Source organism: Amycolatopsis sp. NBC_00355 (assembly GCF_036104975.1).
Classification (GTDB): Bacteria; Actinomycetota; Actinomycetes; order Mycobacteriales; family Pseudonocardiaceae; genus Amycolatopsis.
This window is the reverse complement of sequence record NZ_CP107982.1, coordinates 1,666,387-1,690,467: the sequence shown is the minus strand read 5'-3', so window position 1 is coordinate 1,690,467 and position 24,081 is coordinate 1,666,387. Positions and strand designations below refer to the sequence as shown.

At 71.9% G+C, this 24,081-nt stretch carries 24 protein-coding genes; 13 read left to right on the top strand and 11 right to left on the bottom strand.

The window, feature by feature from the left end; genetic code table 11:
• Nucleotides 1–121 precede the first annotated feature (121 nt).
• Nucleotides 122–1,360 (top strand): cysteine--1-D-myo-inosityl 2-amino-2-deoxy-alpha-D-glucopyranoside ligase, encoded by a 1,239-nt coding sequence (gene mshC, locus OHS18_RS06660; RefSeq protein WP_328616327.1) that lies wholly within the window; start codon nt 122–124, stop codon nt 1,358–1,360.
• Between the two features lie 23 nt (nt 1,361–1,383).
• Here the strand turns inward: mshC and OHS18_RS06655 are convergent, their stop codons facing one another.
• From OHS18_RS06655 to OHS18_RS06645, 3 genes are all read right to left on the bottom strand, one after another.
• Nucleotides 1,384–2,583: an IS30 family transposase gene (locus OHS18_RS06655; RefSeq protein ID WP_328616326.1), complete on the bottom strand. Its 1,200-nt coding sequence runs from the start codon at nt 2,581–2,583 to the stop codon at nt 1,384–1,386.
• 114 nt (nt 2,584–2,697) lie between these two features.
• Nucleotides 2,698–4,332, bottom strand: coding sequence for an ABC-F family ATP-binding cassette domain-containing protein (locus OHS18_RS06650; protein ID WP_328616325.1), 1,635 nt, complete (start codon nt 4,330–4,332; stop codon nt 2,698–2,700).
• 157 nt (nt 4,333–4,489) lie between these two features.
• Nucleotides 4,490–4,966, bottom strand: coding sequence for a MarR family winged helix-turn-helix transcriptional regulator (locus OHS18_RS06645; RefSeq protein WP_328458927.1), 477 nt, complete (start codon nt 4,964–4,966; stop codon nt 4,490–4,492).
• A gap of 146 nt (nt 4,967–5,112) precedes the next feature.
• On the opposite strand from OHS18_RS06645, the gene OHS18_RS06640 reads away from it, so the two are divergent.
• Genes OHS18_RS06640 through OHS18_RS06630 form a run of 3 tightly spaced genes read left to right on the top strand, consistent with a single transcriptional unit; the run spans nt 5,113 to nt 7,768 of the window.
• A complete protein-coding gene (locus OHS18_RS06640) occupies nt 5,113–5,700 on the top strand; it encodes an ArsR/SmtB family transcription factor (RefSeq protein ID WP_328616324.1) in 588 nt (195 codons plus the stop codon).
• Complete coding sequence (locus tag OHS18_RS06635; protein ID WP_328616323.1) at nt 5,697–6,971, top strand: MFS transporter; 1,275 nt, start codon at nt 5,697–5,699, stop codon at nt 6,969–6,971. Before OHS18_RS06640 ends, OHS18_RS06635 begins: the two co-directional genes overlap by 4 nt.
• Complete coding sequence (locus OHS18_RS06630) at nt 6,935–7,768, top strand: metallophosphoesterase family protein (protein WP_328616322.1); 834 nt, start codon at nt 6,935–6,937, stop codon at nt 7,766–7,768. The genes OHS18_RS06635 and OHS18_RS06630 overlap by 37 nt, the downstream gene beginning before the upstream one ends.
• Nucleotides 7,769–7,841: 73 nt before the next feature.
• Here OHS18_RS06630 and OHS18_RS06625 read toward each other — a convergent pair whose 3' ends face one another.
• Nucleotides 7,842–8,393: a CGNR zinc finger domain-containing protein gene (locus tag OHS18_RS06625; RefSeq protein ID WP_328616321.1), complete on the bottom strand. Its 552-nt coding sequence runs from the start codon at nt 8,391–8,393 to the stop codon at nt 7,842–7,844.
• Nucleotides 8,394–8,431: 38 nt separating this feature from the next.
• On the opposite strand from OHS18_RS06625, the gene OHS18_RS06620 reads away from it, so the two are divergent.
• Nucleotides 8,432–9,379 (top strand): phosphotriesterase family protein, encoded by a 948-nt coding sequence (locus OHS18_RS06620; RefSeq protein WP_328616320.1) that lies wholly within the window; start codon nt 8,432–8,434, stop codon nt 9,377–9,379.
• A 1-nt stretch (nt 9,380) separates the two neighbouring features.
• On the opposite strand, the gene OHS18_RS06615 is transcribed toward OHS18_RS06620, so the two are convergent.
• Nucleotides 9,381–10,292, bottom strand: coding sequence for a PAC2 family protein (locus tag OHS18_RS06615; protein WP_247051910.1), 912 nt, complete (start codon nt 10,290–10,292; stop codon nt 9,381–9,383).
• Nucleotides 10,293–10,564: 272 nt separating this feature from the next.
• Between OHS18_RS06615 and OHS18_RS06610 the strand changes: the two genes are divergently transcribed.
• The 5 genes from OHS18_RS06610 (at nt 10,565) to hisG (ending at nt 14,511) form a co-directional block, all read left to right on the top strand.
• The gene (locus OHS18_RS06610; protein ID WP_442875464.1) at nt 10,565–11,197 is read left to right on the top strand and encodes an HAD family hydrolase; all 633 of its coding nucleotides are present in this window, start codon (nt 10,565–10,567) and stop codon (nt 11,195–11,197) included.
• Between the two features lie 58 nt (nt 11,198–11,255).
• Nucleotides 11,256–12,731: an AlkA N-terminal domain-containing protein gene (locus OHS18_RS06605; RefSeq protein WP_328616318.1), complete on the top strand. Its 1,476-nt coding sequence runs from the start codon at nt 11,256–11,258 to the stop codon at nt 12,729–12,731.
• A 21-nt stretch (nt 12,732–12,752) separates the two neighbouring features.
• Nucleotides 12,753–13,244, top strand: coding sequence for a methylated-DNA--[protein]-cysteine S-methyltransferase (locus OHS18_RS06600; RefSeq protein WP_328616317.1), 492 nt, complete (start codon nt 12,753–12,755; stop codon nt 13,242–13,244).
• Nucleotides 13,245–13,357: 113 nt separating this feature from the next.
• On the top strand, nt 13,358–13,621 hold the full coding sequence (locus OHS18_RS06595; RefSeq protein ID WP_247051907.1) for a phosphoribosyl-ATP diphosphatase: 264 nt from the start codon (nt 13,358–13,360) through the stop codon (nt 13,619–13,621).
• Nucleotides 13,622–13,665: 44 nt separating this feature from the next.
• Entirely contained in the window at nt 13,666–14,511 is an 846-nt protein-coding gene (hisG, locus tag OHS18_RS06590; protein WP_326949716.1) for an ATP phosphoribosyltransferase, read from the top strand.
• A gap of 51 nt (nt 14,512–14,562) precedes the next feature.
• Here hisG and OHS18_RS06585 read toward each other — a convergent pair whose 3' ends face one another.
• The 3 genes from OHS18_RS06585 to OHS18_RS06575 form a co-directional block, all read right to left on the bottom strand.
• Nucleotides 14,563–15,498 (bottom strand): ParA family protein, encoded by a 936-nt coding sequence (locus OHS18_RS06585; protein WP_328455011.1) that lies wholly within the window; start codon nt 15,496–15,498, stop codon nt 14,563–14,565.
• A 64-nt stretch (nt 15,499–15,562) separates the two neighbouring features.
• On the bottom strand, nt 15,563–16,354 hold the full coding sequence (locus OHS18_RS06580; protein WP_328455013.1) for a thioesterase family protein: 792 nt from the start codon (nt 16,352–16,354) through the stop codon (nt 15,563–15,565).
• Nucleotides 16,354–17,271: a RecB family exonuclease gene (locus OHS18_RS06575; protein WP_328616316.1), complete on the bottom strand. Its 918-nt coding sequence runs from the start codon at nt 17,269–17,271 to the stop codon at nt 16,354–16,356. Before OHS18_RS06575 ends, OHS18_RS06580 begins: the two co-directional genes overlap by 1 nt.
• Before the next feature lie 224 nt (nt 17,272–17,495).
• Here OHS18_RS06575 and OHS18_RS06570 point away from each other — a divergent pair, with 224 nt between their 5' ends.
• Nucleotides 17,496–18,650, top strand: a complete 1,155-nt coding sequence (locus OHS18_RS06570; RefSeq protein WP_328455017.1) for a M50 family metallopeptidase — start codon at nt 17,496–17,498, stop codon at nt 18,648–18,650.
• Between the two features lie 77 nt (nt 18,651–18,727).
• Complete coding sequence (locus OHS18_RS06565) at nt 18,728–19,558, top strand: tRNA (adenine-N1)-methyltransferase (protein WP_328455019.1); 831 nt, start codon at nt 18,728–18,730, stop codon at nt 19,556–19,558.
• Between the two features lie 4 nt (nt 19,559–19,562).
• On the opposite strand, the gene OHS18_RS06560 is transcribed toward OHS18_RS06565, so the two are convergent.
• Both OHS18_RS06560 and OHS18_RS06555 read right to left on the bottom strand, forming a co-directional pair.
• Entirely contained in the window at nt 19,563–20,012 is a 450-nt protein-coding gene (locus OHS18_RS06560) for a hypothetical protein (RefSeq protein ID WP_328455021.1), read from the bottom strand.
• A 13-nt stretch (nt 20,013–20,025) separates the two neighbouring features.
• Nucleotides 20,026–20,883, bottom strand: coding sequence for a hypothetical protein (locus tag OHS18_RS06555; protein WP_328455023.1), 858 nt, complete (start codon nt 20,881–20,883; stop codon nt 20,026–20,028).
• Nucleotides 20,884–21,244: 361 nt separating this feature from the next.
• Between OHS18_RS06555 and arc the strand changes: the two genes are divergently transcribed.
• Complete coding sequence (arc, locus tag OHS18_RS06550; protein WP_328455025.1) at nt 21,245–23,047, top strand: proteasome ATPase; 1,803 nt, start codon at nt 21,245–21,247, stop codon at nt 23,045–23,047.
• Nucleotides 23,048–23,105: 58 nt separating this feature from the next.
• Here the strand turns inward: arc and OHS18_RS06545 are convergent, their stop codons facing one another.
• Nucleotides 23,106–24,032, bottom strand: a complete 927-nt coding sequence (locus OHS18_RS06545; RefSeq protein ID WP_328616315.1) for a DMT family transporter — start codon at nt 24,030–24,032, stop codon at nt 23,106–23,108.
• Between the last annotated feature and the right edge of the window lie 49 nt (nt 24,033–24,081).

Below are 24,081 nucleotides of genomic sequence, written 5' to 3'. Positions count from 1 at the left end.
GAGCGAGTCTGCTCGAAGACCGCGAGCGTGACTTGCTCCGGCAGCGCCTGGCGCTGCCCCAGGTGGGGGACGTGTCCCACCGGGCGGGAGGGTGCCGGAGCGAACGCTTACAGTCGAGGGTATGCAGACTTGGTCATCGGTCGACGTGCCCCGCATCCCCGGCACCCCCCGCCCGCTGCGGCTCCACGACACGGCCACCGGGCAGGTCCGCCCGACCGCGCCCGGCGCCACCGCCCGGATGTACGTCTGCGGCATCACGCCCTACGACGCGACGCATCTGGGGCACGCCGCGACGTATCTCGCCTTCGACCTGGTGAACCGGATCTGGCGGGACAACGGCCACGACGTCCACTACGTGCAGAACGTGACGGACATCGACGAGCCGCTGCTGGAGCGGGCCGCGCGCGACAAGGACGACTGGGTCGTGCTGGGCATGCGCGAGACGGCGCTGTTCCGCGAGGACATGGTCGCCCTGCGTGTACTGCCGCCCAAGCAGTTCGTCGGCGCGGTGGAGAGCATCCCGGAGATCGTCGAGGTGATCGCGAAACTGCTGGCCAACGGCAGCGCGTACCGGGCCGACGACGCCGAGTTCCCGGACGTCTACTTCGACCACACGGCGACCGGCAAGTTCGGCTACGAGTCCAACTACGACGCCGAGACGATGGCCAGGTTCTTCGCCGAGCGCGGCGGCGACCCCGACCGGGTCGGCAAGCGCCACCCGCTGGACGCGCTGCTGTGGCGGGTCGCCCGCGAGGGCGAGCCGTCGTGGGAGTCCGAGCTCGGCGCGGGCCGGCCGGGCTGGCACATCGAGTGCAGCGCGATCGCCGTCAACCGCCTAGGCCTCGGCTTCGACCTCCAGGGCGGCGGCTCCGACCTGATCTTCCCGCACCACGAGTACAGCGCGGCGCACGCCGAGGCCGTGGCCAAGGACGGCCAGTTCGCCCGCCACTACGTCCACGCCGGCATGATCGGCCTCGACGGCGAGAAGATGTCGAAGTCGCGCGGGAACCTGGTGTTCGTCTCGCGGCTGCGCGCCGACCAGGTCGACCCGGGCGCGATCCGGCTCGCGCTGTTCGCCGGCCACTACCGCGCCGACCGCGCGTGGACGGATTCCCTGCTCGCCGACGCCGAGGCGCGGCTGGCCCGCTGGCGCGAGGCCGTCTCGCTGGGCACCGGCCCGTCCGCCGAGGACACGATCACGCGGCTGCGTGACCACCTCTCCGACGACCTCGACACGCCGAAGGCCCTCGCCGCGATCGACGCGTGGGCGAACGAGGCCCTGCGCCGCGACGGCACGGACTCGACGGCCCCCGGCCTCATCCGCGTCGCGGTCGACGCCCTCCTCGGCATCACCCTCTGAAGGTCCGTGAAGGACTGGCGGATTCACGCGGTGGTTGCAACACCTGGTGTCTGCTGATCCAACAGTAACGCCGTGAGGACCTCGGCTGGTGTTCGCCAGCCGAGGGTCTCCCGCGGCCGTCCGTTCAGCTCTTCGGCCACCCGCACCAACTCCGCCGCGTTGTGCTGGGACAGGTCGGTGCCTTTCGGGAAGTACTGACGCAACAGGCCGTTGGTGTTCTCGTTGCTGCCCCGCTGCCACGGCGAATGCGGGTCACAGAAGTAGATCTGCAACCCGGTGTCCAGGGTGATCTTCTGGTGATGGGCCATTTCCTTGCCCTGATCCCAGGTCAGCGAGCCCAGCAGCAACGGCGGCAACGCCGCGATCATCTCCGTCATCGCCGCCGCGACGGTGGCGGCGTCCCGTCCGTCGGGTAGGTGCAGCAACATCACGAACCGGGTCTGGCGTTCCACCAGCGTCCCGATCGCCGACTTGTTGTCCTTGCCCAGGATCAGGTCCCCTTCCCAATGCCCCGGAACGGCCCGGTCAGCGACCTCAGCCGGCCGTTCACTGATGTTGACCATGTCCTGGATCCGGCCCGAGGGTCGTTCCCGGCGGGCCTGGGCTTGACGTCGTGGCATTCGCAACGCCCGCCCGGTCCGCAGCGCGGTGGTCAGTTCCCGGCGTAGCGCACCCCGGCCCTGCACATACAGCGACTGGTAGATCGTTTCGTGTGACACCCGCATCTCCGGCCGGTCAGGAAAATCCAGCACCAGTCTCTCGGAGATCTGCTGGGGTGACCACTTGCGGTCCAGCCCCGCCTGCACGATCTTCCGCAGCACCGGGTCGGCCCGCAGTTTCGCGACCTTCGGTCGTTTCGCGCGGTCGTCGGCGCGGTGCTGGGCCGAGCTGGCCCGATACGCGCCGGTCAGGCCAGTGTTGCGGGCCAGCTCCCGTGACACCGTCGAGGCCGGGCGTCCGATCGCCCGGCCGATGGCGCGGGGGCCGTGGCCTGCAGCTTTCAGGCAGGCGATCTCGTCCCGTTCAGCGATACTCAACCGGAGCGGGCCGGGCTGGCGGGGTGCATTGCTGATCACCCCGCCAGCTTGACGGAACAGCCGCACTCCGGTGGTCGGGGCGAAGCCGGCCGCTTGCGCGGCCGGCTTCGCCGCTGTCCCGGCCCGGACCTGGTCCCAGAACTCCAGCTGCACCGACCTCGGCAGCCAGCGATGCACTCGCGCCATCTGCAACCCCACCCTTCATCGAGGTGGTGTTGCGATGACCTCATGACTCCGAGACTCCTTGAGGGACTCTAAGTCCCTCAAGGAGTCCTTCACGGACTTCTGTTGTATAACGGCCTATACCGCGGCGGGCCGGCCGGCGGCCAGCTCCAGGTGGTCACCGGTCCAGTCCCGGCGCAGCCAGCGGTCGTGGGACGCGATGACGACCGCGCCCGGCGCCGTGTCGAGTGCGGCGAACAGCTCTTCCGCCAGGGCCAGCGAAACGTGGTTCGTCGGCTCGTCCAGCAGGAGGACGTCCGGCGGCTCGGCGAGCAGTACCGCCAGCGCCAGCCGGCGCCGCTGACCCACCGAAAGGGCGCCGACGGGCTGGCCCAGGTCGCGGGACGCCAGCAGGCCGAGGCGGCTCAGCGGGGGAGCCTCCTCGCCGAGCGCGTCCCGGTACACCTGGTGCGCGGTCCGCGCGAGGTCCGGGAACACGACGTCCTGCTCCAGCAGGCCGACGCGCACGCCGTGTCCGAAGTGGACCGTCCCGCCCGCGGGCGTCAGCTGTCCCGCGAGGACGGACAGGAGCGTCGACTTCCCGGCGCCGTTCCCGCCGGTCACGAGCAGCCGCGCCGAGCCGTCGACGTCCAGCCGGGGCAGCCGGAGCCGGCCCGGGACGTCGAGGTCCCGCAGTGAGATCGCCGGCCCGTCACCCGAAGCGCGGCCCGTCAGCGACGCCCGGAACCGCAGCGGCGCCGGGGGTTTGCGCACCTGGTCGCGTTCGAGGTGCTCGAGCCGCTGCTCGGCGTCGCGCACGCGCCGCGAGATCGTCTTCTGGACGCGGGCGCCCTTGAAGTGGTGGATGAACTTGTCGTTGTCGCGCGGCGCCCGGCCGTAGGCGACGTTCCGCGCGGTGACGGCGACGGTCTCGCGCAGCTCTTTCAGTTCCTCCTGTTCGTCGGCGAAGCGCTGCTCCCAGCGCGCGCGCTCGGCCTTCTTGTGCCCGAGGTAGTCGGTGTAGCTGCCGCCGTAGCGGACCGCGCCGCCGGCTTTGCTGTCGGTCGCGGCGGGGTCGAGGTCGACGATGTCCGTGCACACCGCGTCGAGGAAGACGCGGTCGTGCGAGGACAGCACGACGATCCCGGTCAGCTCCGCGAGGTGGCGTTCCAGGAACTCCATCGCGGCGTCGTCGAGGTGGTTGGTCGGCTCGTCCAGCAGCAGCGTCTCGGGCCGCCGGATCAGCAGCGCCGCCAGCCCGAGCCGTGAGCGCTGCCCGCCGGACATCGTGCCCAGCCGCCGGTCCTGCGCGATCCCGCCGAGGCCGAGCCCGTCGCAGACGAGCTTCGCGCGGCGGTCGGCGTCCCAGAGGTCGTGGGCCTGCGCCCATTCCAGGACCCGGCCGTACTCGTCGAGCACGGCCGCGTCGTCGGGCCGCTCGGTCATCGCCGTGGTCAGCTCGTCGAGCCGGACCGTGGCGGCGCGGATCTCGGCGAGGGCGGCGTCGACGACGGCGGCGAACGTCCCGTCCGGCGAAAAGGGCAGTTCCTGCAGCAGGAACCCGACGTCCGGGCCGCGCAGGACCTCACCGGAGCGGGGCTCTTCGAGGCCGGCGAGCAGCCGCAGCAGCGTGGACTTGCCGGTGCCGTTCTCGCCGACCAGGCCGAGGCGCTGGCCGGCGGACGCGGTCAGCGAGACGCCGTCGAGCACCACGCGGGTGCCGTAGCCGAAGACGACGTCCTTGGCCTGCACCGGAAAAACGAGAGTGGACATGTGCGATCACCGAGCCCGGAGGAAAAGAAGCGGAGATCCCGCCGGGCGTCGTGGCACGCGGGAGCGTCGGCTCGACCGGGTGCCGCCTCGGAAGCGGGATGGGCGCGGTTCAGTTCTTCATAGTGGAGCCAGGTTAACGCAACGACTGTAGAGTTAGTCAACTCGATATGGCCTGGGTCACATCCGGCAGCTGCGTGGTCGAGCGTTCGGCCGCTTCCGTGCCGTCGGTGAGGAACCCGAGCAGGGCGGTGAGCTGACGCCGGTCGAGGCGGGCGAGCCGTTCGCCGACGAAGCGGGCCATCGGCGCGTACAGCTCCGCGAGCTCGGCCATCCGGTCCGGCAGTGGCCGGACGACGAGCCGGCGCCGGTCGGCGGGGTCGGGCGCGCGCTCGGCGAGGCGGTGCAGCTCCATCCGGTCGAGCAGCCGCGTGAACGCGCCCGTGGTGATGCCCAGGAGCCGGGCGAGCTCGGTCGGGGAGTCGCTGACACCGCCGTGGAGCAGGTGCAGGCAGTGCAGTTCCGTGGGGGTGACGGCCATCCGCTCGGCGACCGCGGCGTGGAAGAGCGCGGTCGAGCCCACGAACCGGGGGAGGGCGAGAGCGGCGGCGGTGGCGAGTTCGCGCTGGTCGGGCAACATCCATCCCAGGTTCGGTGACGACGCAGTCACTGCCTTGCGCAGTCGCTGCCCGGCGAACGATAGCGGAGCCGGTTGACAAACCGGCAGGCGGGCCCAAGTATGAAAGAGAACTTTCGAAATGAATCTTTCAGATAGGTGACCCGATGGGCGAGCTGCCACCGCGCAAGCGGATCGAGGACGTCGAGCTGCTGCGGGCGCTGTCCCACCCGCTGCGGTCGGCGCTGCTGAACCACCTCACCGCCGTCGGCCCGCGCACCGCGAGTGAGTGCGCCGAGGCCGTCGGCTCGACCGCGTCCAACTGCAGCTGGCACCTGCGGCAGCTCGCGCAGTACGGGCTCGTCGAGCGGTCCGACGCCGAAGACGGCCGGGAGCGGCCGTGGCGCGCCCGGCAGGTCGGGCTCGAGATGGGGGAGCTGGCCGACGACCCGGCGCACCGGGCGGCCCAGCTCGGCATGGTCGGCGCGACCCTGAGCCACGAGCAGGAGCTGACCCAGCGGTACCTCGACTCGCTCGACGGCCTCGACCCGGCCTGGCGCGGGGCATCCGGACTGATCAGTTACGCGCTGCGCGTGACGCCGGAGGAGCTGACCCGGCTGACCCACGCGATCGACGCGCTGGTCCGGCCCTACGTCGGCGCGATCCGGACGGACGCCCCGGCCGATGCCCGCCCGGTGCACGTCGGGCTGCGGCTGTTCCCGCGCATCGAACACTCGGGGAAGGCGGAGGAATGAAGCAACTGCTGGGGGTACCCGCGTTCGCGCGGTTGTGGGTGGCCGCGTTCTTCGGTGAGACGGCCGAGTGGATGCTGCAGGTCGCCCTGCCGCTCTACGTCTTCCAGCGCACCGGGTCCGCGGCGTCGACGGCGCTGAGCATCGTGCTCGGCCTGCTGCCCGCGGTGCTGCTCAGCCCGGTCGCCGGGGTGGTCGCCGACCGGTGGAACCGGCGCGCCGTGCTGTTCGGCGTCTGCTGCGGCCTCGCCGTCGTCGCGTTGCCGCTGCTGAACGAGCCGGGGATCGCCGTCGTGTACGCCGTGATGGCCGCCCAGGCGGCGCTCGCGTCGGTGTTCGAGCCGGCGCGCAACGCCCTGGTCCCGGAGCTGGTCGGCGTCGAGGAGGTCACCGGCGCGAACGGGCTGATGAGCGTCAACGGCAGCGTCGCCCGGCTGGCCGGGGGCTGGGCCGGCGGCGCGCTGCTGGGCTTCGGCGGACTCGCGGACGTCATCGTCGGCTACCTCGCCGTGCTGATCGTCGCCGCGGCGCTGCTGGCGAAGCCGTTCCGCCGGGTGAGCGCGCCCGCGCCGGCCGCGGCGCCCGAACCGGTGGTCCGGGCCTGGCTGGCCGGGCTGCGGGAGCTCACGCACAACCGCCGGTTGTGGCGGACCGGCGTCGCCGTGGTGCTCACCTCGCTGGCCCAGGGCATGTTCCTGGTCCTGTTCGTGGTGTTCGTGCTGCAGGTGCTCCGCGGCAGCGAAGCCGACGCGGGCCTGCTGCGCGGCGTGCAGGCGATCGGCGGGCTGGTGGCGGGCTTCGCCATCGCGACCGTGGCGCGCCGGGTGGCGCCGGTCGCGCTGCTCGGCTGGGGCTCGGTCGTGCTCGGCCTGCTGTCCGCGGTGATCTGGAACCTGGCCTTGGCGACGACCGCGCTGGGCGTCTACGTCGTGCTGTTCGTGCTGGTCGGCGCCCCTGGGGTCGTGCTCGGCGCGGGCGTGCTGTCGGAGATCCAGAGCGCGGCCCCGCCGGAGCGGGCGGGCCGGGTGCTGAGCACGACCTTCGCCGTCATGGCCACGTTCGGCACCGTCGGCGCGCTGCTGGCCGGCGCCCTGGTCGCGACGACCGGGCCCGCGGTGCTGCTGAACGTCCAGGCGGGCGTCTACGTCCTCGCCGGCGTCGTGGTGCTCGTGCGGAAAACCCGCCGAATCGACCGGTTCGGGGCCGTACCCGAAACCGCGGTGGCTACGGTGGAGGGGTGCCGCACCTCTTCGCCACCAGCGACCTCCACGTGACCCACGAGGGCAACGGCCCGATCCTCGACTCCGTCGTGCCCGAGACACCCGAAGACTGGCTGCTCGTCGCCGGGGACGTCGCCGAGCGGGCCGAAGCCACGATCGCGACGCTGAAGACGTTGCGCGAGCGGTTCGCGAAGGTCGTCTGGGTGCCCGGCAACCACGAGCTGTGGACCACCAAGGGCGACGACTGCCAGTTGCGTGGCCAGGCGCGTTACGAGTACCTCGTCGAGGGGTGCCGCGAGCTCGGCGTCCTCACTCCCGAGGACGAGTTCCCGGTCTGGCGGCACGGTTCCCGGCCGCTGACGATCGCGCCGCTTTTCCTGCTCTACGACTACAGCTGGCGGACCCCGGCCGCCGAAGGCAAGTCCCTGGAAGAGGCGCTGAGCCAGGCCCGCGAGGCCGGCGTCGTCTGCACCGACGAGTACTTCCTGCACCCGGACCCCTACCCCAGCCGTCAGGCGTGGTGCGCCGACCGGCTGAAGTCCAGCACCGAGCGGCTCGACGCGATCCCCGGGGACCACGGCACGATCCTGATGTCGCACTGGCCGCTGCACCGGCACCCGACCGCGCCGCTGTACTGGCCGGAGTTCGCCCTGTGGTGCGGCACGACCAAGACCGAGGACTGGCACGTGCGCTACCGCGCCGAGGTCGCCGTCTACGGCCACTTGCACATCCCGCGCACCACCGAGGCCGACGGCGTCCGCTTCGAAGAGGTCTCGCTGGGCTACCCGCGCGAGTGGCGCAAGCGCGCGCGGGGCGCGGTGCCGATGCGCCGCATCCTCTGGCCCTCCTGACTCCGCACTTTCATCGGGAAAGTGTTCCGGAGTTACGATCTCCGCATCCGGGTTCATCCGAATGAGCGAAGCGTTATGACTCGGCGCGTCGGCGCTCCCTGAGCGCGCGGACGCGGCCGCGGCTGGCGCACGCGGGGGAGGGACACCACCGGCGTCGGCCCCCCGGGTCGGCGAACACGCCCCGGCAGTCCTGCTCGGGGCAGGCCCGCAGGTCGGCCCGCAGGGGCCCGGTGAGCCAGTCCGCCGCCTGCAGCGCGAGCCTGCTCAGTGCGTCCGCGGTCGTCGCCGGGGCGCTGCGGTGGAGCCGGTCGAGCGCGGCCAGGTGCACCGGCTCGGCGCGGAAGAACGCCGTCAGCGCGCGCACTTGATCCGCCCGCGGCGCGATCCCGTCGACCGCGCCGAGGGCGAGTTCTCGCACCGCTTCGCGCAACCGGTGCGCCGCCTCGACGTCGGCGTCCGTGACCCGGGCGAGCGGTGTCAGCCCTACCTCGGCGAGCCACTCGATCAGCCGGTCCCGCGTCGGCATGCGTTCCACCGGGCTCGCCCCGAAGTGCCGGCCGCGGGTGGCCATGAGGTCGAGCCAGGGGGCGCCGCTGTCGAAGCGGAAGGCATGGTCGTCGGGCATGCTCGTATTGTAACGGGTCAGCCGTTACACTCGACGGCATGACCGCTGAACCGCAGGTCCGGACGGTGCTGGGCGACATCGATCCGGCCGAACTGGGCGTGACGAACTCGCACGACCACCTCTTCTTCGCCTCGAAGCTGCTGCCGGGCCAGGAGCTGGACGATCCGACCGCCGCGACCGAGGAACTGCTGCGGTTCAAGGTCGCCGGCGGCGCGGCGCTGGTGCAGTGGACGCCGTACGGCCTCACGCGCCGGACCCGGGAACTCGCCTGGATGTCGCAGGAGCTCGGCGTGCACGTGATCGCGGCCACCGGCCTGCACCGGGCCGAGCACTACGCGCCGACGCTGCTCGGCCGAGTGGTCGACGACCTGGTGAAGGTGTTCGTCGCGGACCTGACCGAGGGCACCCAGCCCGCCGACCTCCCGGACGAGCCGCGCACCGGCCCACGCGCCGGGCTGATCAAGGTCGCCGGCGGGTTCCACACGATCGACGCGCACGCCCGGCTGACCATGACCGCCGCCGCGGTCGCCCACCACGAGACCGGCGCCACCATCGCCGTGCACCTGGAGCTCGGCACCGCGGCGCTCGAGACGGTCCACCTGCTGTGCGTCCAGCTCGACGTCCCGCCCGGCCGGGTGATCCTCGGGCACGTCAACCGCAACCCGGACGTCCGGGTCCAGCGGGAGATCGCCGAGACCGGCGTGTTCCTCGGGTTCGACGGCCCGTCGCGGGCCAACCACGCCACCGACTGGCGGCTCTTCGACGGCCTGGAAGCCCTCGTCGAGGCCGGCCACGGCGGGCAGTTGCTGCTGGGCGGCGACACCACGACGGCCGCGGCCCGGCTGGTCACCGGCGGCGGACCGGGCGCGCCCTACCTGCTCACGACGCTGGCCCCGCGGCTGACCAGACTGCTCGGCGGCGACGTCGTCACGGCCATGCTGGTGGCGAACCCCGCGCGGGCGTTCGCCACCAGCTGGCCGAACTGACTCAGCGGAGACCGAAGCCTTCCTGGCCCCCGTTGCCGCCGCGGCCGCGGCGGCGCAGGTAGCGCTCGAACTCGGCGGCGATCTTGTCGCCGCTGACGTCCTGCTCCGCGACCTCGGTCTGCGCGTCGCCGCGCTCCTCCAGCCCGCGGACGTACTCGCTGATCTCTTCGTCCTCGTCGGCCATCTCGCTGACCGTGCGCTGCCACTCCTCGGACTGCTCCGGCAGCGCGCCCAGCGGGATCTCGACGTCGAGGATGTCTTCCAGCTTGTGCAGCAGCGCGAGCGTCGCCTTCGGGGACGGCGGGTGCGAGACGTAGTGCGGCACCGCGGCCCAGATCGAGACGGCCGGGATGCCGGCCTGCACGCAGTAGTCCTGCAGGATGCCGACGATGCCGGTCGGGCCCTGGTAGTTGTTCAGGTCGAGCCCGTAGAGCGACGCGGTGTCCTTGTCGTACGCCGTCCCGGTGACCGGGACAGGACGGGTGTGCGCCGTGTCGGCGAGCAGCGCGCCCAGCGTCACCACGGTCGCGACGTCCAGCTGCTGGATGTGTTCGAGCAGCTCGGCGCAGAAGGCGCGCCAGCGCATGTTCGGCTCGGGGCCCTGCACGAGGACCACGTCGCGGTCGAACCCGTCGGGGCGGCACACCGACAACGTCGTCGTCGGCCAGTCGACGCGGCGGGTGACGCCGTCGACCATGCGGACCGTGGGCCTGCTGACCTGGAAGTCGTAGTAGTCGTCCGGTTCCAGCTCGGCCAGTGGTGTGGCGTCCCAGTTGAGCTGCAGGTGCTCCACGGCGCGGCTGGCCGCGTCACCTGCATCGTTCCAGCCTTCGAAGGCGACCACCATCAAGGGCCGGGAAGGTTCGGGGCGGTCGCCAGGCGGCCGCGGGGTCTCGTCGACGGGCTCACTCACCGGACCAGCCTACGACCCCCGGGCCCAGGCTGTTCAGCACGTCCGGCGGCCTGTCGCCACCGTTTCCCGGCGTCACCCGTCCGGACGGCGCACCGCCGGCCTTCCCCCGGCGGTGTGGCGGGCGCCTCAGCGCCCCGTTGGCCGTCGAGGAGTTCTCCCGGCTCGGCTACCGTGGAACGCGGGGGCCGCGCCCGGAGCGGAGACCCGGCACTGCACCACCCGACCCTGGAGAGGGATCCACTGTGGACGGTCTCGACGCCGTGTTGTTCGACATGGACGGAACACTGGTCGATTCCGAGAAGCTCTGGGACGTCGCGCTGTACGAGACGGCGGAAGCCCTCGGGGGCAGGCTCTCCGAAGAGAAGCGGATGACGCTCGTCGGCTCCAACATGGACGACACGGCCGCCTGCCTGCTCGAGGTCGCCGGCCGCGAGGTGACGCCGGAAGCGATCATCGAGGCCGGGGTGCTGATCCGCCGCCGCACGGCCGGGCTGTTCGACGACGCGCTGCCGTGGCGCCCCGGCGCCCGCGAGGTGCTGGCCGCCGTCCGCGCGGCGGGCCTGCGCTCGGCCCTGGTCACCTCCACCGAGCGGGACCTGACCGAGCTGGCGCTCAACACCATCGGCCGCGAGTTCTTCGACGTCTCCGTGTGCGGTGACGAGGTCGAGGGGTTCAACAAGCCGCACCCGCGCCCGTACCTCAAGGCCGCCGAACTGCTCGGCGTCGCGCCCGAGCGCTGTGTCGCGGTCGAGGACTCGCCGCCGGGCACCGCGTCGGCGGTCGCCGCCGGCTGCACGGTGCTGGTGGTCCCGAACGACGTCGCGGTCGAGCCGGGGGAGCGGCGCGTCTTCCGCGACACGCTCGTGGGCGTCGACGCGCCCGCGCTGGCGGCCCTGCTGGGCTGAACACCCCCACGTCGCTTTTCCGCTAGCCGCGGCCCGCGGGCTCGGCGATGCTGGGGGCGTGCACGAAGACTTCGAGCGGTGCGTACGGGCCGTGCAGGCGAAGGACGCCCGGTTCGACGGGTGGTTCTTCACGGCGGTCGTGACGACCCGGATCTACTGCCGGCCCAGCTGCCCGGTGGTGCCGCCCAAACCGCGGAACATGACCTTCTACCCGAGCGCCGCGGCCGCCCAGCAGGCCGGATTCCGGGCCTGCAAGCGCTGCCGCCCGGACGCCAGCCCGGGCTCGCCGCTGTGGAACGAGCGCGCGGACCTGGTGGCGCGCGCGATGCGGCTGATCGCCGACGGCGTCGTCGACACCGAAGGTGTCCGCGGCCTCGCCGCCCGCCTCGGCTACAGCGTCCGGCAGGTCGAACGCCAGGTGCTGGCCGAACTCGGCGCCGGGCCGCTGGCCCTGGCCAGGGCCCAGCGCGCGCAGACCGCGCGGACCCTCATCGAGACGACCACGCTGCCGATGACCGAACTGGCCCTGGCGGCCGGGTTCGGCAGCATCCGGACGTTCAACGACACCGTCCGCGAGGTGTTCGCGCTCTCGCCGACCGAGCTGCGCACCCGGGCGAAGAGCAAGCCGAGCACCGCGGCCGGGTCGATCGAGCTGCGGCTGCCCTACCGCAAGCCGCTGTGCCCGGACAACCTGTTCGGGCACCTGGTGGCCACCGGCGTGCCGGGGGTCGAGGAGTGGCGGGACGGCGCCTACCGCCGGACGCTGCGGCTGCCGCACGGCCACGGCGTCGTCGCGCTGCGTCCCGGAGACCCCGCCGCCGGCCACATCGCCTGCCGGTTGACCCTGGCCGATCTGCGTGACCTCCCGGCCGCCACCAGCCGCTGCCGCCGGCTGCTCGACCTCGACGCCGACCCCGAGGCCGTCGACGACCAGCTCGCCACCGACCCGCTGCTGGCCCCGCTGGTCGCGGCCGCGCCGGGCCGCCGCGTCCCGCGCACGGTCGACGGCGCCGAGTTCGCCGTCCGCGCGGTACTCGGCCAGCAGGTGTCGACGGCCGCGGCGCGCACCCACGCCGCCCGGCTCGTCGTCGCGCACGGCACCCCGATCGAGGACCCCGAAGGCGGCTTGACGCACCTGTTCCCGTCGCCCGAGGCCCTGGGCGGCCTGGACCCGGAGACCCTCGCGATGCCGCGCAGCCGCCGTCGCACGCTGCTCGCCCTGGTCGAGGCCTTGACCGACGGCGGCCTGGACCTCGGCGCGGGCAGCGACTGGGCCGGGACGAGGGTCGCGCTGAACGCGTTGCCCGGATTCGGGCCGTGGACGGTCGAGAGCATCGCGATGCGCTCGCTCGGTGACCCGGACGCGTTCCTGCCCACCGACCTCGGCATCAAGTACGCGGCGGAGACGCTCGGCCTCGGCGGCCCGGCCGCGATCGTCGCCCGGTCGGCGGGGTGGAGCCCGTGGCGCGCCTACGCCACCCAGCACCTGTGGGCCACCGGCGACCACGCCATCAACCGCATGCCCGCCGCCTGACCCACCCACGACAGGAGAATCATGCGTTCCCACACCGTGGTGGACAGCCCGTTCGGCCCGCTCACCCTCGTCGCCCGGGGCGACGCGCTCTGCGGGCTGTACATGGTGCGGCAGCGCCATCGTCCGGACGAGCTGACCTTCGGGGAGCCCGACCCGGGCGCGGCGATCTTCGCCCGCGCCGAGACCGAGCTGAAGGAGTACTTCGCCGGGCAGCGCCGCGAGTTCGAGGTGCCGCTGACCTTCACCGGCACGCCGTTCCAGCAACGGGTCTGGGCGGCGCTGCGGGAGATCCCGTACGGCACGACCATTTCCTACGGCGAGCTGGCCGACCGGCTGGGGCAGCCCACGGCGTCGCGCGCGGTCGGGCTGGCCAACGGCAAGAACCCGATCGGCGTCATCGTGCCGTGCCACCGCGTCGTCGGCGCCGGTGGTTCGCTGACCGGCTACGGCGGCGGCCTCGAGCGGAAGCGCTATCTGCTGGACTTCGAACAGGAGCGCGATGCTCTCTTCTGACCAGCGTTGTTCCCACCCCTCGGGAGCCGGTGTCCACGGAGGTGTGACATCGGCGGCACCGGGACCGGCCCGGGGCGGCGTCACCCCGGCGGGGGTGGAAGGATCTGCAGACCGTGAAGACCTTCGATGAGCTGTTCGCGGAGCTTGCCGAGCGCGCGCGTACCCGTCCCGACGGGTCCGGCACCGTCGCCGCCCTGGACGCCGGAGTGCACGCCCAAGGCAAGAAGGTGCTGGAGGAAGCCGGCGAGGTGTGGATCGCCGCCGAGCACGAGTCCGACGACCGGCTCGCCGAGGAGATCTCCCAGCTGCTGTACCGGCTGCAGGTGCTGATGCTCGGCCGCGGTCTGTCGACCGAGGACGTCTACCGCTACCTGTGACGGTTGCGCGACGAACACTGCCCGCCGATTGAGGAGAGAGCGAAATGCTGCGTGTTGCCGTGCCGAACAAGGGAGCCCTCGCCGCCACGGCGACGGAGATGCTCGGCGAGGCGGGCTACCGGAAGCGGCATGAGCAGCGCGACCTGACGATCCTCGACACGGTCAACGAGGTCGAGTTCTTCTTCCTGCGCCCCAAGGACATCGCGATCTACGTCGGCTCCGGTGATCTCGACCTCGGCATCACCGGCCGCGACCTCGCGCTCGACTCCGGCGCGCCGGTCGAGGAGATCCAGGCCCTCGGTTTCGGCGGCTCGACGTTCCGCTACGCGGCCCCGGCGGGCCAGGACTGGAAGCCGGCCGACCTGCAGGGCAAGCGGCTCGCCACGTCGTACCCGCGGCTGGTGCGCGAGGACCTCGCCCGCCACGGCGTCACCGCCGAGGTCATCCGCCTCGACGGCGCGGTCGAGATCTCGATCCAGCTCGGCGTCGCGGACGCGATCGCCGACGTCGTCGAGTCCGGTCGCTCGCTGCGCCAGAACAACCTGGTGGCCTTCGGTGACCCGATCTGCGTGTCGGAAGCCGTGCTGCTGCAGCGCAAGGGTACCGAGCAGAGCAAGGCGAAGAGCCAACTCGCGGCGCGGCTGCGCGGGGTCGTGTTCGCCCAGCAGTACCTGATGCTGGACTACGACTGCCCGCGGACGCTCGTCGAGCGCGCCATCGCCATCACACCGGGCCTGGAGTCGCCGACGGTGGCCCCGCTCGCCGACGACGACTGGGTCGCGGTGCGCGCGATGGTCTCGCGCAAGGACGTCAACCGGGTCATGGACGAGCTGGCCGAGGTGGGCGCGAAGGCGATCCTGGCCTCGGACATCCGCTCCTGCCGCCTCTGAGCTCGTGAGTGTTTAGGGCGGTTCTAACCGCCCTAAACACTCACGACGGGGTCAGCGGGGGCGGTGCGGCTTCTTCGGCAGCAGGTCGTAGAGGCCCTTGCGGACGCCGTTGTCGTTGGCGTTGCGGGCCACCGAGACCTCGGAGATGAAGTCCTCGAAGACGAACTCCTCGTCGGCCGGGATCACCGCGGGCGCCGAGTTCTGCTCCAGGTAGGTGTCGAGCGTGCCCGCGATCTCGCGGAACGACAGCGCCTGCAGGGTTTCCGGGGCGTACGTGGTCACCGGGACGCCGTGGGCGGCCGCCTCGTTCATCACCACACCCAGCGGCAGGTGCGACAGCATCGGGATGCCGAACTCGTACATCTCCTGCAGCGCCGCGGCCGCGTAGTGCGAGATCGGCCGCCGGTAGAGGCTGGGCACCAGCCCGAACCACGACAGCGGCTGCCGGCCGACGGTCTGCTCGACGTAGCGCACCTGATCCGCCAGCAGCCGCAGCGCGCGGATGCTCGTCTTGTCCGGCTGTACCGGGACCAGTATCCCGTGCGACGCCGCCAGCGCGTTGTTCGTCAGCACGTCGAGCGCCGGCGGGCAGTCGATGATGCAGTGGTCGTAGTTGGCGAACTGGATGACCCGGGCCAGCTGCCAGCCGGGTACGCGGAACGAGTCGAGCCGCCGGATCAGGTCGAACATCCCCGGTGAGGTCGGGATGACGTCGAGTGCGCCGCCGCGGCCGAGGTTGCTGCGCGGATGCGGCACGACGAGGTCTTCGATCGGCCCCTTCCACTTCTTGGCCAGGGCTTTCGCCAGGGTCGGCGCGTCCCCGCGGACCTCGGCCAGGCCGAGCATCTCGGTCGTCGCGTGGCCCTGCGGGTCGAGGTCGACCAGCAGCACCCGCCGGCCGCGCTCGGCCAAGGCCGCCGCGGTGCCGACGCTCAGCGAGGTCTTGCCGACCCCGCCCTTCTGGTTGACCACCGAGGTGATCTGCATGCCGGAGCGCTCCTCATGTCGGTCGTTCCGCGAAGGTTATTGGATGCGGGCCCGTTGTGGTTGGCTATCCGCCCCCGGCCTGTCGCGGACGCACCATCAGCGCCTGCGCGCCCGTGGCCACCGGACCGTCGGCGTCGTGCAGGATGCTCGTCGCCGTGCCGACGCCGTGCTTGCCGACCAGCGTGACGGCGTCGAGGCCGATCCACTCGCCCGCGGGCGGCCGGCGCAGGTGCACAGTGAGCTCGGAGTTGATGAACCACCACTTGCGCGGGTCGAGGTAGTTGGACACGCCGTTGCCGGAGTCGGCGACCGCGAACAGCCGCTGCAGCCCGCTCGGCTCCTCGCCGTCGACCAGCGGGACGCGCTGGCGGGCCCACACCGCGGCCGGGCCCGGCACGTCCATCCCACCGCGGACGGCGCGCCACTCCAGGGCGTCGAGGTAGCCGCCGTTCCAGCCTTCCGGCCAGGCCGACTCCGTCACGGTGTCCGGCGCCGGCATCAGCGGGCCGCCGTCGGTGCTCACCGCCGCGGTGTCGGACGTCGCGATGCGCCACGCCGACGCGCGCGCGACGACCCGCTCGGTCGTCGCCAGTTCGGCCTGCAGCAGCTCGACCGACCGGCCGGGCCGCTCCACCCGGGCACGCACCAGCAGCTCGGTCACCGGTGCCGGGCCGAGGATCTCGACGGTCACCCGCGCGAGCTCGGCGGGGTGCGGCTGTTCGACGTTTTCGAGCGCCCGGACCAGCAGCGCCGACGGCGGCCCGAAGTGCTGGGAGTCCGGGGACCACGGCCCGGCGGTGTGCGCGGTCGCGGTGAACCGGCCCTCGCCGTGGGGGACGTAGAACGCGTCGGCCATCAGTCGGCCCGGTCCAGCGGCGTCTCTTCGCCCGCGTCGGGCTCCGGCCAGCCGGGGTACGCGGGCGGGGTGCCGCCGTATTCGGGGCAGTGCGCCTGGTGGTCGCACCAGTTGCAGAGCTTGCTCTTGTTCGGCCGGAAGTCGCCGGTCTTGCCCGCCTTGAGGATGGCCTGCCAGATGGCTTCCAGGGTCCGCTCGAAGCGGATCAGCTCGGCTTCGTCCGGGGTGTAGGCCAGCGACTGGCCGTCGGTCAGGTACATCAGCTTCAGCTGGCGCGGCACGATCCCGCGCAGCCGCCACAGCACCACGGCGTAGAACTTCATCTGGAACATCGCCTTGGCTTCGCCGATTTCCCGCGGCGCGGCGCCGGTCTTGTAGTCGACGACCCGGATCTCGCCGGTCGGCGCGACGTCGACGCGGTCGATGTAGCCGCGCAGCAACACCCCCGAGCCGAGCTCGATCTCGACGTGCAGCTCGCACGCCTCCGGTTCGAGCCGCCGCGGGTCTTCGAGCCCGAAGTAGGCGTCCAGGAGTTTTTCGGCCGAGCGCAACCAGTCGGCGTGGTCGTCCGGCTTCGCGGCGTCGAACAGTTCGGTCCACTCCGGACGGTCCTCGGACAGCTCGGTCCACGCCGGGCCCAGCAGTTCGCGGGCCTTCGGCGGCACCCGTTCGCCCGCGGGCAGCGCGAAGAGGCGTTCCAGCACCGAGTGGACGAGCGTGCCGCGCAGCTGGGCCTTGGTCGGGACCTCCGGCAGCCGGTCGACCGCGCGGAACCGGTAGAGCAGCGGGCACTGCTTGAAGTCACTGGCCCGGGACGGCGACAGGGCGGGCCGTCGCCGCACCTGCGTGGCGACGGCGGAGTCCGCGGCTTGCACGGGGACGAGCGGGTCCGTGGTGACGGTGTCGGCGTCGGGCATGGGCAGAGCGTAACGCCGGGGTACGACAGTTCCGGCGACCGCAACGCCCGGCACCGGTACCCAACCGGCGAACACGCGTACCCGGATGGCGAACACGCGTACCCGGACGGACGACACGGCGGCCGGTGATCGTGTCGTCCGTCCGGGGTGACCGGTGACACGGTCCGGTCGCGGGCGGGGCCGGATCACCCGCTCCTGACACCGGGGGCTCTAGGCTCTCCGGCATGGCCGCGACCAGTGAGCAGGGCACCGGGGGCTCCCGGCAGGCCGTCCTCGGCGACGGCGGTGGTCTCGTGCTGTTCCGCGTCGCCGGTGTCCCGGTGCTGCTGGCGCCGTCCTGGTGGATCGGCTCCCTGATCGTCGTCGTCCTGTACGCGCCGCTGGTCGGCCGGCTGCTCCCGGACGTCTCCCCGCTGATGTCGTGGCTGCTGGCCGCGGCGTTCGCGGTGCTGCTGGGATTGTCGGTGCTCGCCCACGAACTCGGCCACTGCCTCGTCGCGTTGAGACTGGGCATCCCGGTGCGGCGGCTGCGCCTGTTCCTCCTCGGCGGCCTGTCCGAGGTCGCCCGCACCCCGAAACGGCCGAGCGACGAAGGCCTGGTGGCCGCGGCCGGCCCGGCGGTGTCGCTGGTGCTGGGCGGGTTCTGCGGGCTGCTGATGTTCGCTGTGCCGCCGGACAGCGCGGTCTGGCTGCTGGTCGCCGAATGCTCCGTGGCGAACCTCGCCGTCGGCGTCTTCAACCTCTTGCCCGGCCTCCCGCTCGACGGCGGGCGCCTGGTCCGCGCCGGCGTCTGGGCGGCCACCGGGATCCGCGCCAAGGGCACCCGCGCCGCCGTTGCCGGCGGCGCGGTCGTGGCGGCGGGCCTGCTCGTGTGGGCCCTGTGGGGCCTCGCGACGGCCAGCCCGGACCGGTGGCTGCGGCTGGGCGTCTGCGTCGTCACGGCGTGGTTCGTGATCCTGGGCGCGCGGTCCGAACTGGCCGCGGAACGCCGTCGCGGCTGGCCCGAAGGCCTCGTGCTGGGCGAGGTGGTCCGGCCCGTGCTGCAGCTGCCGGCGGAGAGCCCGGTGTCGGACGCGCTGGCCGCGTCGGCGGGCCGGGGCGTGGTGCTGGTCCGCGCGGACGGCGTCGCGGCCGGGCTGCTGGACGAAGGCGCGGCGGAGCGGCTGGCGAGCACCTCGCCGCACGCGCCGGCCGAGCTGGCGGCCGAGCCGATCCGGGCCGAGACCGTCCTGCTGGCTTCCGAGCCGGGGGAGGAGATCGTCGAGCGGGTCCGCGAGACCCCGGCGTGGCAGTTCCTCGTGGTGGACGACGAAGGCCGGCCGGCGGGCGTGCTCCGCCGGGACGACCTGCGCGCCGCGCTGAACCGCCGTACCCGCTGAGCTCACGCCCCGGGCGGCCTGCGAAGATCTGTCGTCGGTCAAACGGCAAGAGGCCATTCGGGGTACTGGAGGAAGTGTTGTCGGTCAGCGGACCGTTTCGTGCGGGTGATCGGGTGCAGTTGACCGACTCGAAGGGGCGGCACTACACCCTGACGCTGGCCGACGGCGGTGAGTACCACACGCACCGCGGCGGCCTCGCCCACGACGACCTGATCGGCCGTCCCGAAGGGTCGGTGGTCACGTCGGTGGGCGGCTCGACGTACCTGGCGCTGCGCCCGCTGCTGCCGGACTACGTGCTCTCGATGCCCCGCGGCGCGCAGGTGATCTACCCGAAGGACGCCGCCCAGATCGTCATGTGGGGCGACATCTTCCCGGGCGCGCGGGTCCTCGAGGCGGGCGCCGGTTCCGGCGCGCTGACGTGTTCGCTGCTGCGCGCGGTCGGCTCGACCGGGCAGGTGAGCTCGTACGAGATCCGCGACGACCACGCCGTGCACGCCGAGCACAACGTCGTGAAGTTCTTCGGCGAGAAGCCGGCGAACTGGACGCTCACCGTCGCGGACCTGGCCACGCACGAGGGTGAGGTCGACCGGGTCGTGCTGGACATGCTGGCCCCGTGGGACCAGCTCCCGAACGTCGCCGCGCACCTCGTCCCGGGCGGCGTGCTGACGGTCTACGTCGCGACGGTCACCCAGCTTTCGCGCGTCACGGAGTCGCTGCGCGAGCAGCGGTGCTGGACCGAGCCGGAGTCGTGGGAGACGCTGATGCGCCCGTGGCACGTGGTCGGCCTGGCGGTGCGCCCGGACCACCGCATGGTGGCGCACACGGCGTTCCTGCTGACGGCCCGCCGCCTGGCGGACGGCACGGTGTCGCCGCGCGTGTCCCGGCGGCCGGCCAAGGGCAAGGGCTGAGCGCCTAGCCCGGCACGCACCACTTCCCGCTCTCCTTGTGCAGCGGGAACGGGGTGTCCTTCGTACCGCCCGCGGCTTCGACGTGGACCACCGCCGTCGCCGACTCGCCGCGCAGTTCCGGCGGCTTCCGGAGGCTGGCCTCCACCTCGCCCGCCGCGTCCCACGTCCGCTGCAGCCCGGCGAGGGCCTCGGTGGTCTGCGGGCGGCAGGTCAGCCTGCCGAACGCCGCCGAGTCGTGCCGGGCGATCGCGTCGACGATCGCGTCGGCCAGCACCTTCACCGCCGCGGTGTCGACGGCGTCCGGGGGCGCGGACGCCGTCGTGCGGGCCGGCGGGGGTGGCGTGGCCGAGGGTGGGGGCGTGCTGCCGGACGGCGCCACGAGCAGCAGTCCCAGCACGACACCCACGACCGCGACACCGACCAGGACGAGCCCGGCGGTCAGCGCGCGGTTCACCGCCGGCGCGGCCTCACGAGCCGTCCGCCTTGACGTTGGACAGGCACCAGAGACCGGACTCCTTGGCCGCCGACATCGTGCCGACCTTGGTCGCCGTGCCGTCGGTCGCCGAGTAGCGGACGGTGGACTTGTCGCCGACGTCCTTCGGGTCTTCGGTGAGCTTCACCGTCACCTTGGGGATCTGGCCGGTCGTGCCTTCGTAGACGCTGCGGCAGATGACGTTGCCGAGCGCCTTCTCGTCACCCGCGTTGTAGGCGTCGATCGTCGAGGCGAACAGCTCCTGCGAGCTGGGCTTGCCGCCGGGGGCGGGGCCGCCGACCGGCTTGGTGCTCTTCGTCGACGGGCTGCTCGGCGTGGTGCTCTTCTTCGGGGTGGTCTTCGGCGCCGACGTCGGCGCGGGGGAGCTGCTGCTCGCGGGCGGCGCGGCGGTGTCGCTGTCGTTCCCGTTCAGGGCCAGCACCAGCGCCGTCACGCCACCGCCGACGACGATGACCGCGCCCACCGCGATGCCGATGATGAGCCCGGTTTTCTTCTTCTTGGGCGGCGGAGCGTCACCGAAGCCGCCACCACCGCCGCCGTACGGGTCGTAGCCGCCGAAGTTCTGCTGGTTCGGGTCGTACCCGCCCGGCTGCTGCTGCCCCCACTGGTCCTGCTGCCCGCCGTACTGGGGCTGAGGCCCCGGCTGCGGCGGGTAGCCGCCCTGGCCGTAGGGATCCGGTTGACCGAACTGCTGCGTGCCGCCGTAGCCCGGCTGGGACTGGGGCCCGCTCTGGGGGTATCCGCCCGGCTGCTGACCGTAGGGCCCGGGCTGCTGCCCGTAGCCGCCGGGCTGCTGGCCGTAGCCGCCCGGTTGCTGCGGCGGGTATGTCATGTGTGATGCCCCCTAGCCTTCCTGCGACGCGATTCGGCCATCCGGTGGCCGCGTCGGCCCGATGCTAGTCACCGCGCGTGCTCGCCGCGCGGTTAGGGCGGAACTGGCCGGAATTGCCCGGCTTCGGCGCGGTTGGGCCGCCCGGACGCGGGGTACTCCTGTCGTGCTTGGTTCGTCCAGCTCCGGAAGACCCCGCTCAGACCCCGTGTCACGGCACACAAATGGCCCCTTGTGCTGCGGGAATGTCCGTGCTGGACGAGGTGAAGAAACCGCGACGCGCCGATCTTGTGATGCGGAAAGGCCTTTTCTTGTCGGTGATCGCCGGTACCGTGGAATGAAAAGCACTCCGAGGAGGTGCCCGATGCATCATGACCTTCCCGGAGGTCGGCGCGAGGAGGCCGACCCTTCAGCAACATCCGGAGCTGGGACGACGGCGGACGAGCAGGCAAGGCAGATCCGCTTTCTCGAAGAGGAAGTGGCGCTGCTGCGCCGCAAACTGACCGACTCGCCGAGGCAGAACCGCGTTCTCGAACAGCGGCTCGCCGAGGCGTCGGAAAGGGTGAGCCAGCTCACCGAGCGGAACACCAAACTGGTCGAAACCCTGCGCGAAGCGCGAGGACAGCTCCTCGCTCTGCGTGAAGAGGTCGATCGGCTGGCCCAGCCACCGTCCGGGTACGGCGTGTTCGTCACGTCGTACGAGGACAACACGGTGGACGTGTTCACGGCCGGCCGGAAGATGCGGGTGTCGGTTTCGCCCGCGGTGGAGATCTCGTCGTTGCGACGCGGCCAGGCGCTGCGCCTCAACGAAGCCCTGACCGTGGTCGAGGGCGGCGACTTCGAGCGCACCGGCGAGGTGTGCGCGTTGCGTGAGGTGCTCGCACCGGACGTCGAGGGCGCCAGCCCTCGTGCGCTCGTGGTCGGGCACGCGGACGAAGAGCGGGTGGTCCTGCTCTCCGATCTGCTGGCGGAGCAGCCGCTGAAGCCCGGCGACTCGCTCCTGGTCGACTCCAAGGCCGGTTACGCGTACGAGCGCGTGCCGAAGGCGGAGGTCGAAGACCTGGTGCTGGAGGAGGTGCCGGACGTCCGCTACGAGGACATCGGCGGCCTCACCCGGCAGATCGAGCAGATCAGGGACGCGGTCGAACTGCCGTTCCTGCACGCCGACCTCTACCAGGAGTACCAGTTGCGCCCGCCGAAGGGCGTCCTGCTCTACGGCCCGCCGGGCTGCGGCAAGACGCTCATCGCCAAGGCGGTCGCGAACTCGCTGGCCAAGAAGGTGGCGGCGGCGCGGGGCGACAACGAGGACGGGAAGTCCTACTTCCTGAACATCAAGGGTCCCGAGCTGCTCAACAAGTTCGTCGGGGAGACCGAGCGGCACATCCGCTTGATCTTCCAGCGGGCGCGGGAGAAGGCCTCCGAGGGCACCCCGGTGATCGTGTTCTTCGACGAGATGGACTCGATCTTCCGGACCCGTGGATCGGGCGTTTCGTCCGATGTGGAGACCACGATCGTCCCGCAGCTGCTCTCCGAGATCGACGGTGTCGAAGGCCTGGAAAACGTCATCGTCATCGGTGCTTCGAACCGTGAGGACATGATCGACCCGGCGATCCTGCGGCCGGGCCGGCTCGACGTCAAGATCAAGATCGAGCGTCCGGACGCCGAAGGCGCGAAGGACATCTTCTCCAAGTACCTGGCCGAAGGCCTGCCGATCCACGCCGACGACCTCGCCGAGTTCGGCGGGGACGCGAAGGCGACGTTCGACGCGATGATCCAGCACACCGTCGAGCGGATGTACGAGGAGAGCGACGAGAACCGGTTCCTCGAGGTGACCTACGCCAACGGGGACAAGGAAGTCCTGTACTTCCGCGACTTCAACTCGGGCGCGATGATCCAGAACATCGTGGACCGGGCGAAGAAGTCGGCGATCAAGTCCGTGCTGGAGACCAACCAGCCCGGCCTGCGCGTGCAGCACCTGCTGGACGCGATCGTCGACGAGTTCGCGGAGAACGAGGACCTGCCGAACACCACCAACCCGGACGACTGGGCCCGGATCTCCGGCAAGAAGGGCGAGCGGATCGTCTACATCCGCACGCTCGTCACCGGCAAGAACCAGGACTCGGGGCGGGCGATCGACACCGCCACGAACACCGGGCAGTACCTGTAGGAGTCGAACATCCGGTGGGGCGGTCGCTGCGGCGGCCGCCCCACCGGCGTGTCCGGGGTCAGTCCCGGACCAGATCCGCTTCGGGTGCCGGCATCGCGGTCTTCCGGCGGACGCGCAGCCGGCCGTGCGCGGCGAGAATGCCGAGCACCACCAGGATCGCGCCGGCGGGCTGGTTCCAGCTCACCGGTTCGTCCAGGACCGACACGCCCAACACCACTCCGACAATCGGTGTGAGGTAGGTCACCGCCGACGCGTTCGCCGCGCCCCACGCCGCGATGATCCGGACGTTCCACACGTAGGCGATGCCGGTGCCGAAGACGCCGAGAGCGATCATGCTCAGCACGACCGGCGGTGTCGGGTGGATCGGCGTGACCGCGATCGCCGGCGCCAGCAGGCCGAGGATGACCGTCGCCGACGCCGTCTGCCCGAACGCGACGACGACCGGGTCCGCGCTGCGCGGCGAGACGAACCGGCGCATGTAGACGAAGCACGCGCCGTAACACGTGGTGGCGCCGAGGCACGCGAGCTGCGCGGTCAGCTGGTGCGAGACGTCGACGCCGTGCCACACCCCGACGATCGTGAGCACGCCGAGAAAGCCGAGCAGCAGGCCGAGCACCCGCGGCGGCGTGAACCGCTCGTCGGGCAGGGCCGCCGCGGCCAGCAACATCGTGACCAGGGGTGTCGTCGCGTTGAAGATGCTGGCCAAACCGGACGAAATGTACTGTTCCGCCCACGAGAAAAGCAGGAACGGCACCACGCACAGCAGAACCGACACCACGACGAGGTGGCCCCACAACGCGAGATCGCGGGGGAGGGCCCGGCGGCGGACCAGCAGCACCGCGGCGAGCGCCAACGCGCCCAGCGAGACCCGGGCCAGCGCGACCTGCGCCGGGGAGAGGCCGTCGAGCCCGACCTTGATGAACAGGAAGCTCGCACCCCACACGGCCGCCAGCAGACCGAACCGCGCCGTGACCCCGAAACCCATGTCGCGCAGTCAAGCCGGACGACCACCTCCGGAGCCAGCGGTTTTCCGA

Bases quoted from the DNA above. Each gene is read 5' to 3' on its own strand.
- mshC (WP_328616327.1), top strand. From the start codon at position 122: ATGCAGACTTGGTCATCGGTCGACGTGCCCCGCATCCCCGGCACCCCC.
- OHS18_RS06655 (WP_328616326.1), bottom strand. From the start codon at position 2,583: ATGGCGCGAGTGCATCGCTGGCTGCCGAGGTCGGTGCAGCTGGAGTTC.
- OHS18_RS06650 (WP_328616325.1), bottom strand. From the start codon at position 4,332: ATGTCCACTCTCGTTTTTCCGGTGCAGGCCAAGGACGTCGTCTTCGGC.
- OHS18_RS06640 (WP_328616324.1), top strand. From the start codon at position 5,113: ATGGGCGAGCTGCCACCGCGCAAGCGGATCGAGGACGTCGAGCTGCTG.
- OHS18_RS06635 (WP_328616323.1), top strand. From the start codon at position 5,697: ATGAAGCAACTGCTGGGGGTACCCGCGTTCGCGCGGTTGTGGGTGGCC.
- OHS18_RS06625 (WP_328616321.1), bottom strand. From the start codon at position 8,393: ATGCCCGACGACCATGCCTTCCGCTTCGACAGCGGCGCCCCCTGGCTC.
- OHS18_RS06620 (WP_328616320.1), top strand. From the start codon at position 8,432: ATGACCGCTGAACCGCAGGTCCGGACGGTGCTGGGCGACATCGATCCG.
- OHS18_RS06610 (WP_442875464.1), top strand. From the start codon at position 10,565: ATGGACGGAACACTGGTCGATTCCGAGAAGCTCTGGGACGTCGCGCTG.
- OHS18_RS06600 (WP_328616317.1), top strand. From the start codon at position 12,753: ATGCGTTCCCACACCGTGGTGGACAGCCCGTTCGGCCCGCTCACCCTC.
- hisG (WP_326949716.1), top strand. From the start codon at position 13,666: ATGCTGCGTGTTGCCGTGCCGAACAAGGGAGCCCTCGCCGCCACGGCG.
- OHS18_RS06585 (WP_328455011.1), bottom strand. From the start codon at position 15,498: ATGCAGATCACCTCGGTGGTCAACCAGAAGGGCGGGGTCGGCAAGACC.
- OHS18_RS06580 (WP_328455013.1), bottom strand. From the start codon at position 16,354: ATGGCCGACGCGTTCTACGTCCCCCACGGCGAGGGCCGGTTCACCGCG.
- OHS18_RS06575 (WP_328616316.1), bottom strand. From the start codon at position 17,271: ATGCCCGACGCCGACACCGTCACCACGGACCCGCTCGTCCCCGTGCAA.
- OHS18_RS06570 (WP_328455017.1), top strand. From the start codon at position 17,496: ATGGCCGCGACCAGTGAGCAGGGCACCGGGGGCTCCCGGCAGGCCGTC.
- OHS18_RS06555 (WP_328455023.1), bottom strand. From the start codon at position 20,883: ATGACATACCCGCCGCAGCAACCGGGCGGCTACGGCCAGCAGCCCGGC.
- arc (WP_328455025.1), top strand. From the start codon at position 21,245: ATGCATCATGACCTTCCCGGAGGTCGGCGCGAGGAGGCCGACCCTTCA.
- OHS18_RS06545 (WP_328616315.1), bottom strand. From the start codon at position 24,032: ATGGGTTTCGGGGTCACGGCGCGGTTCGGTCTGCTGGCGGCCGTGTGG.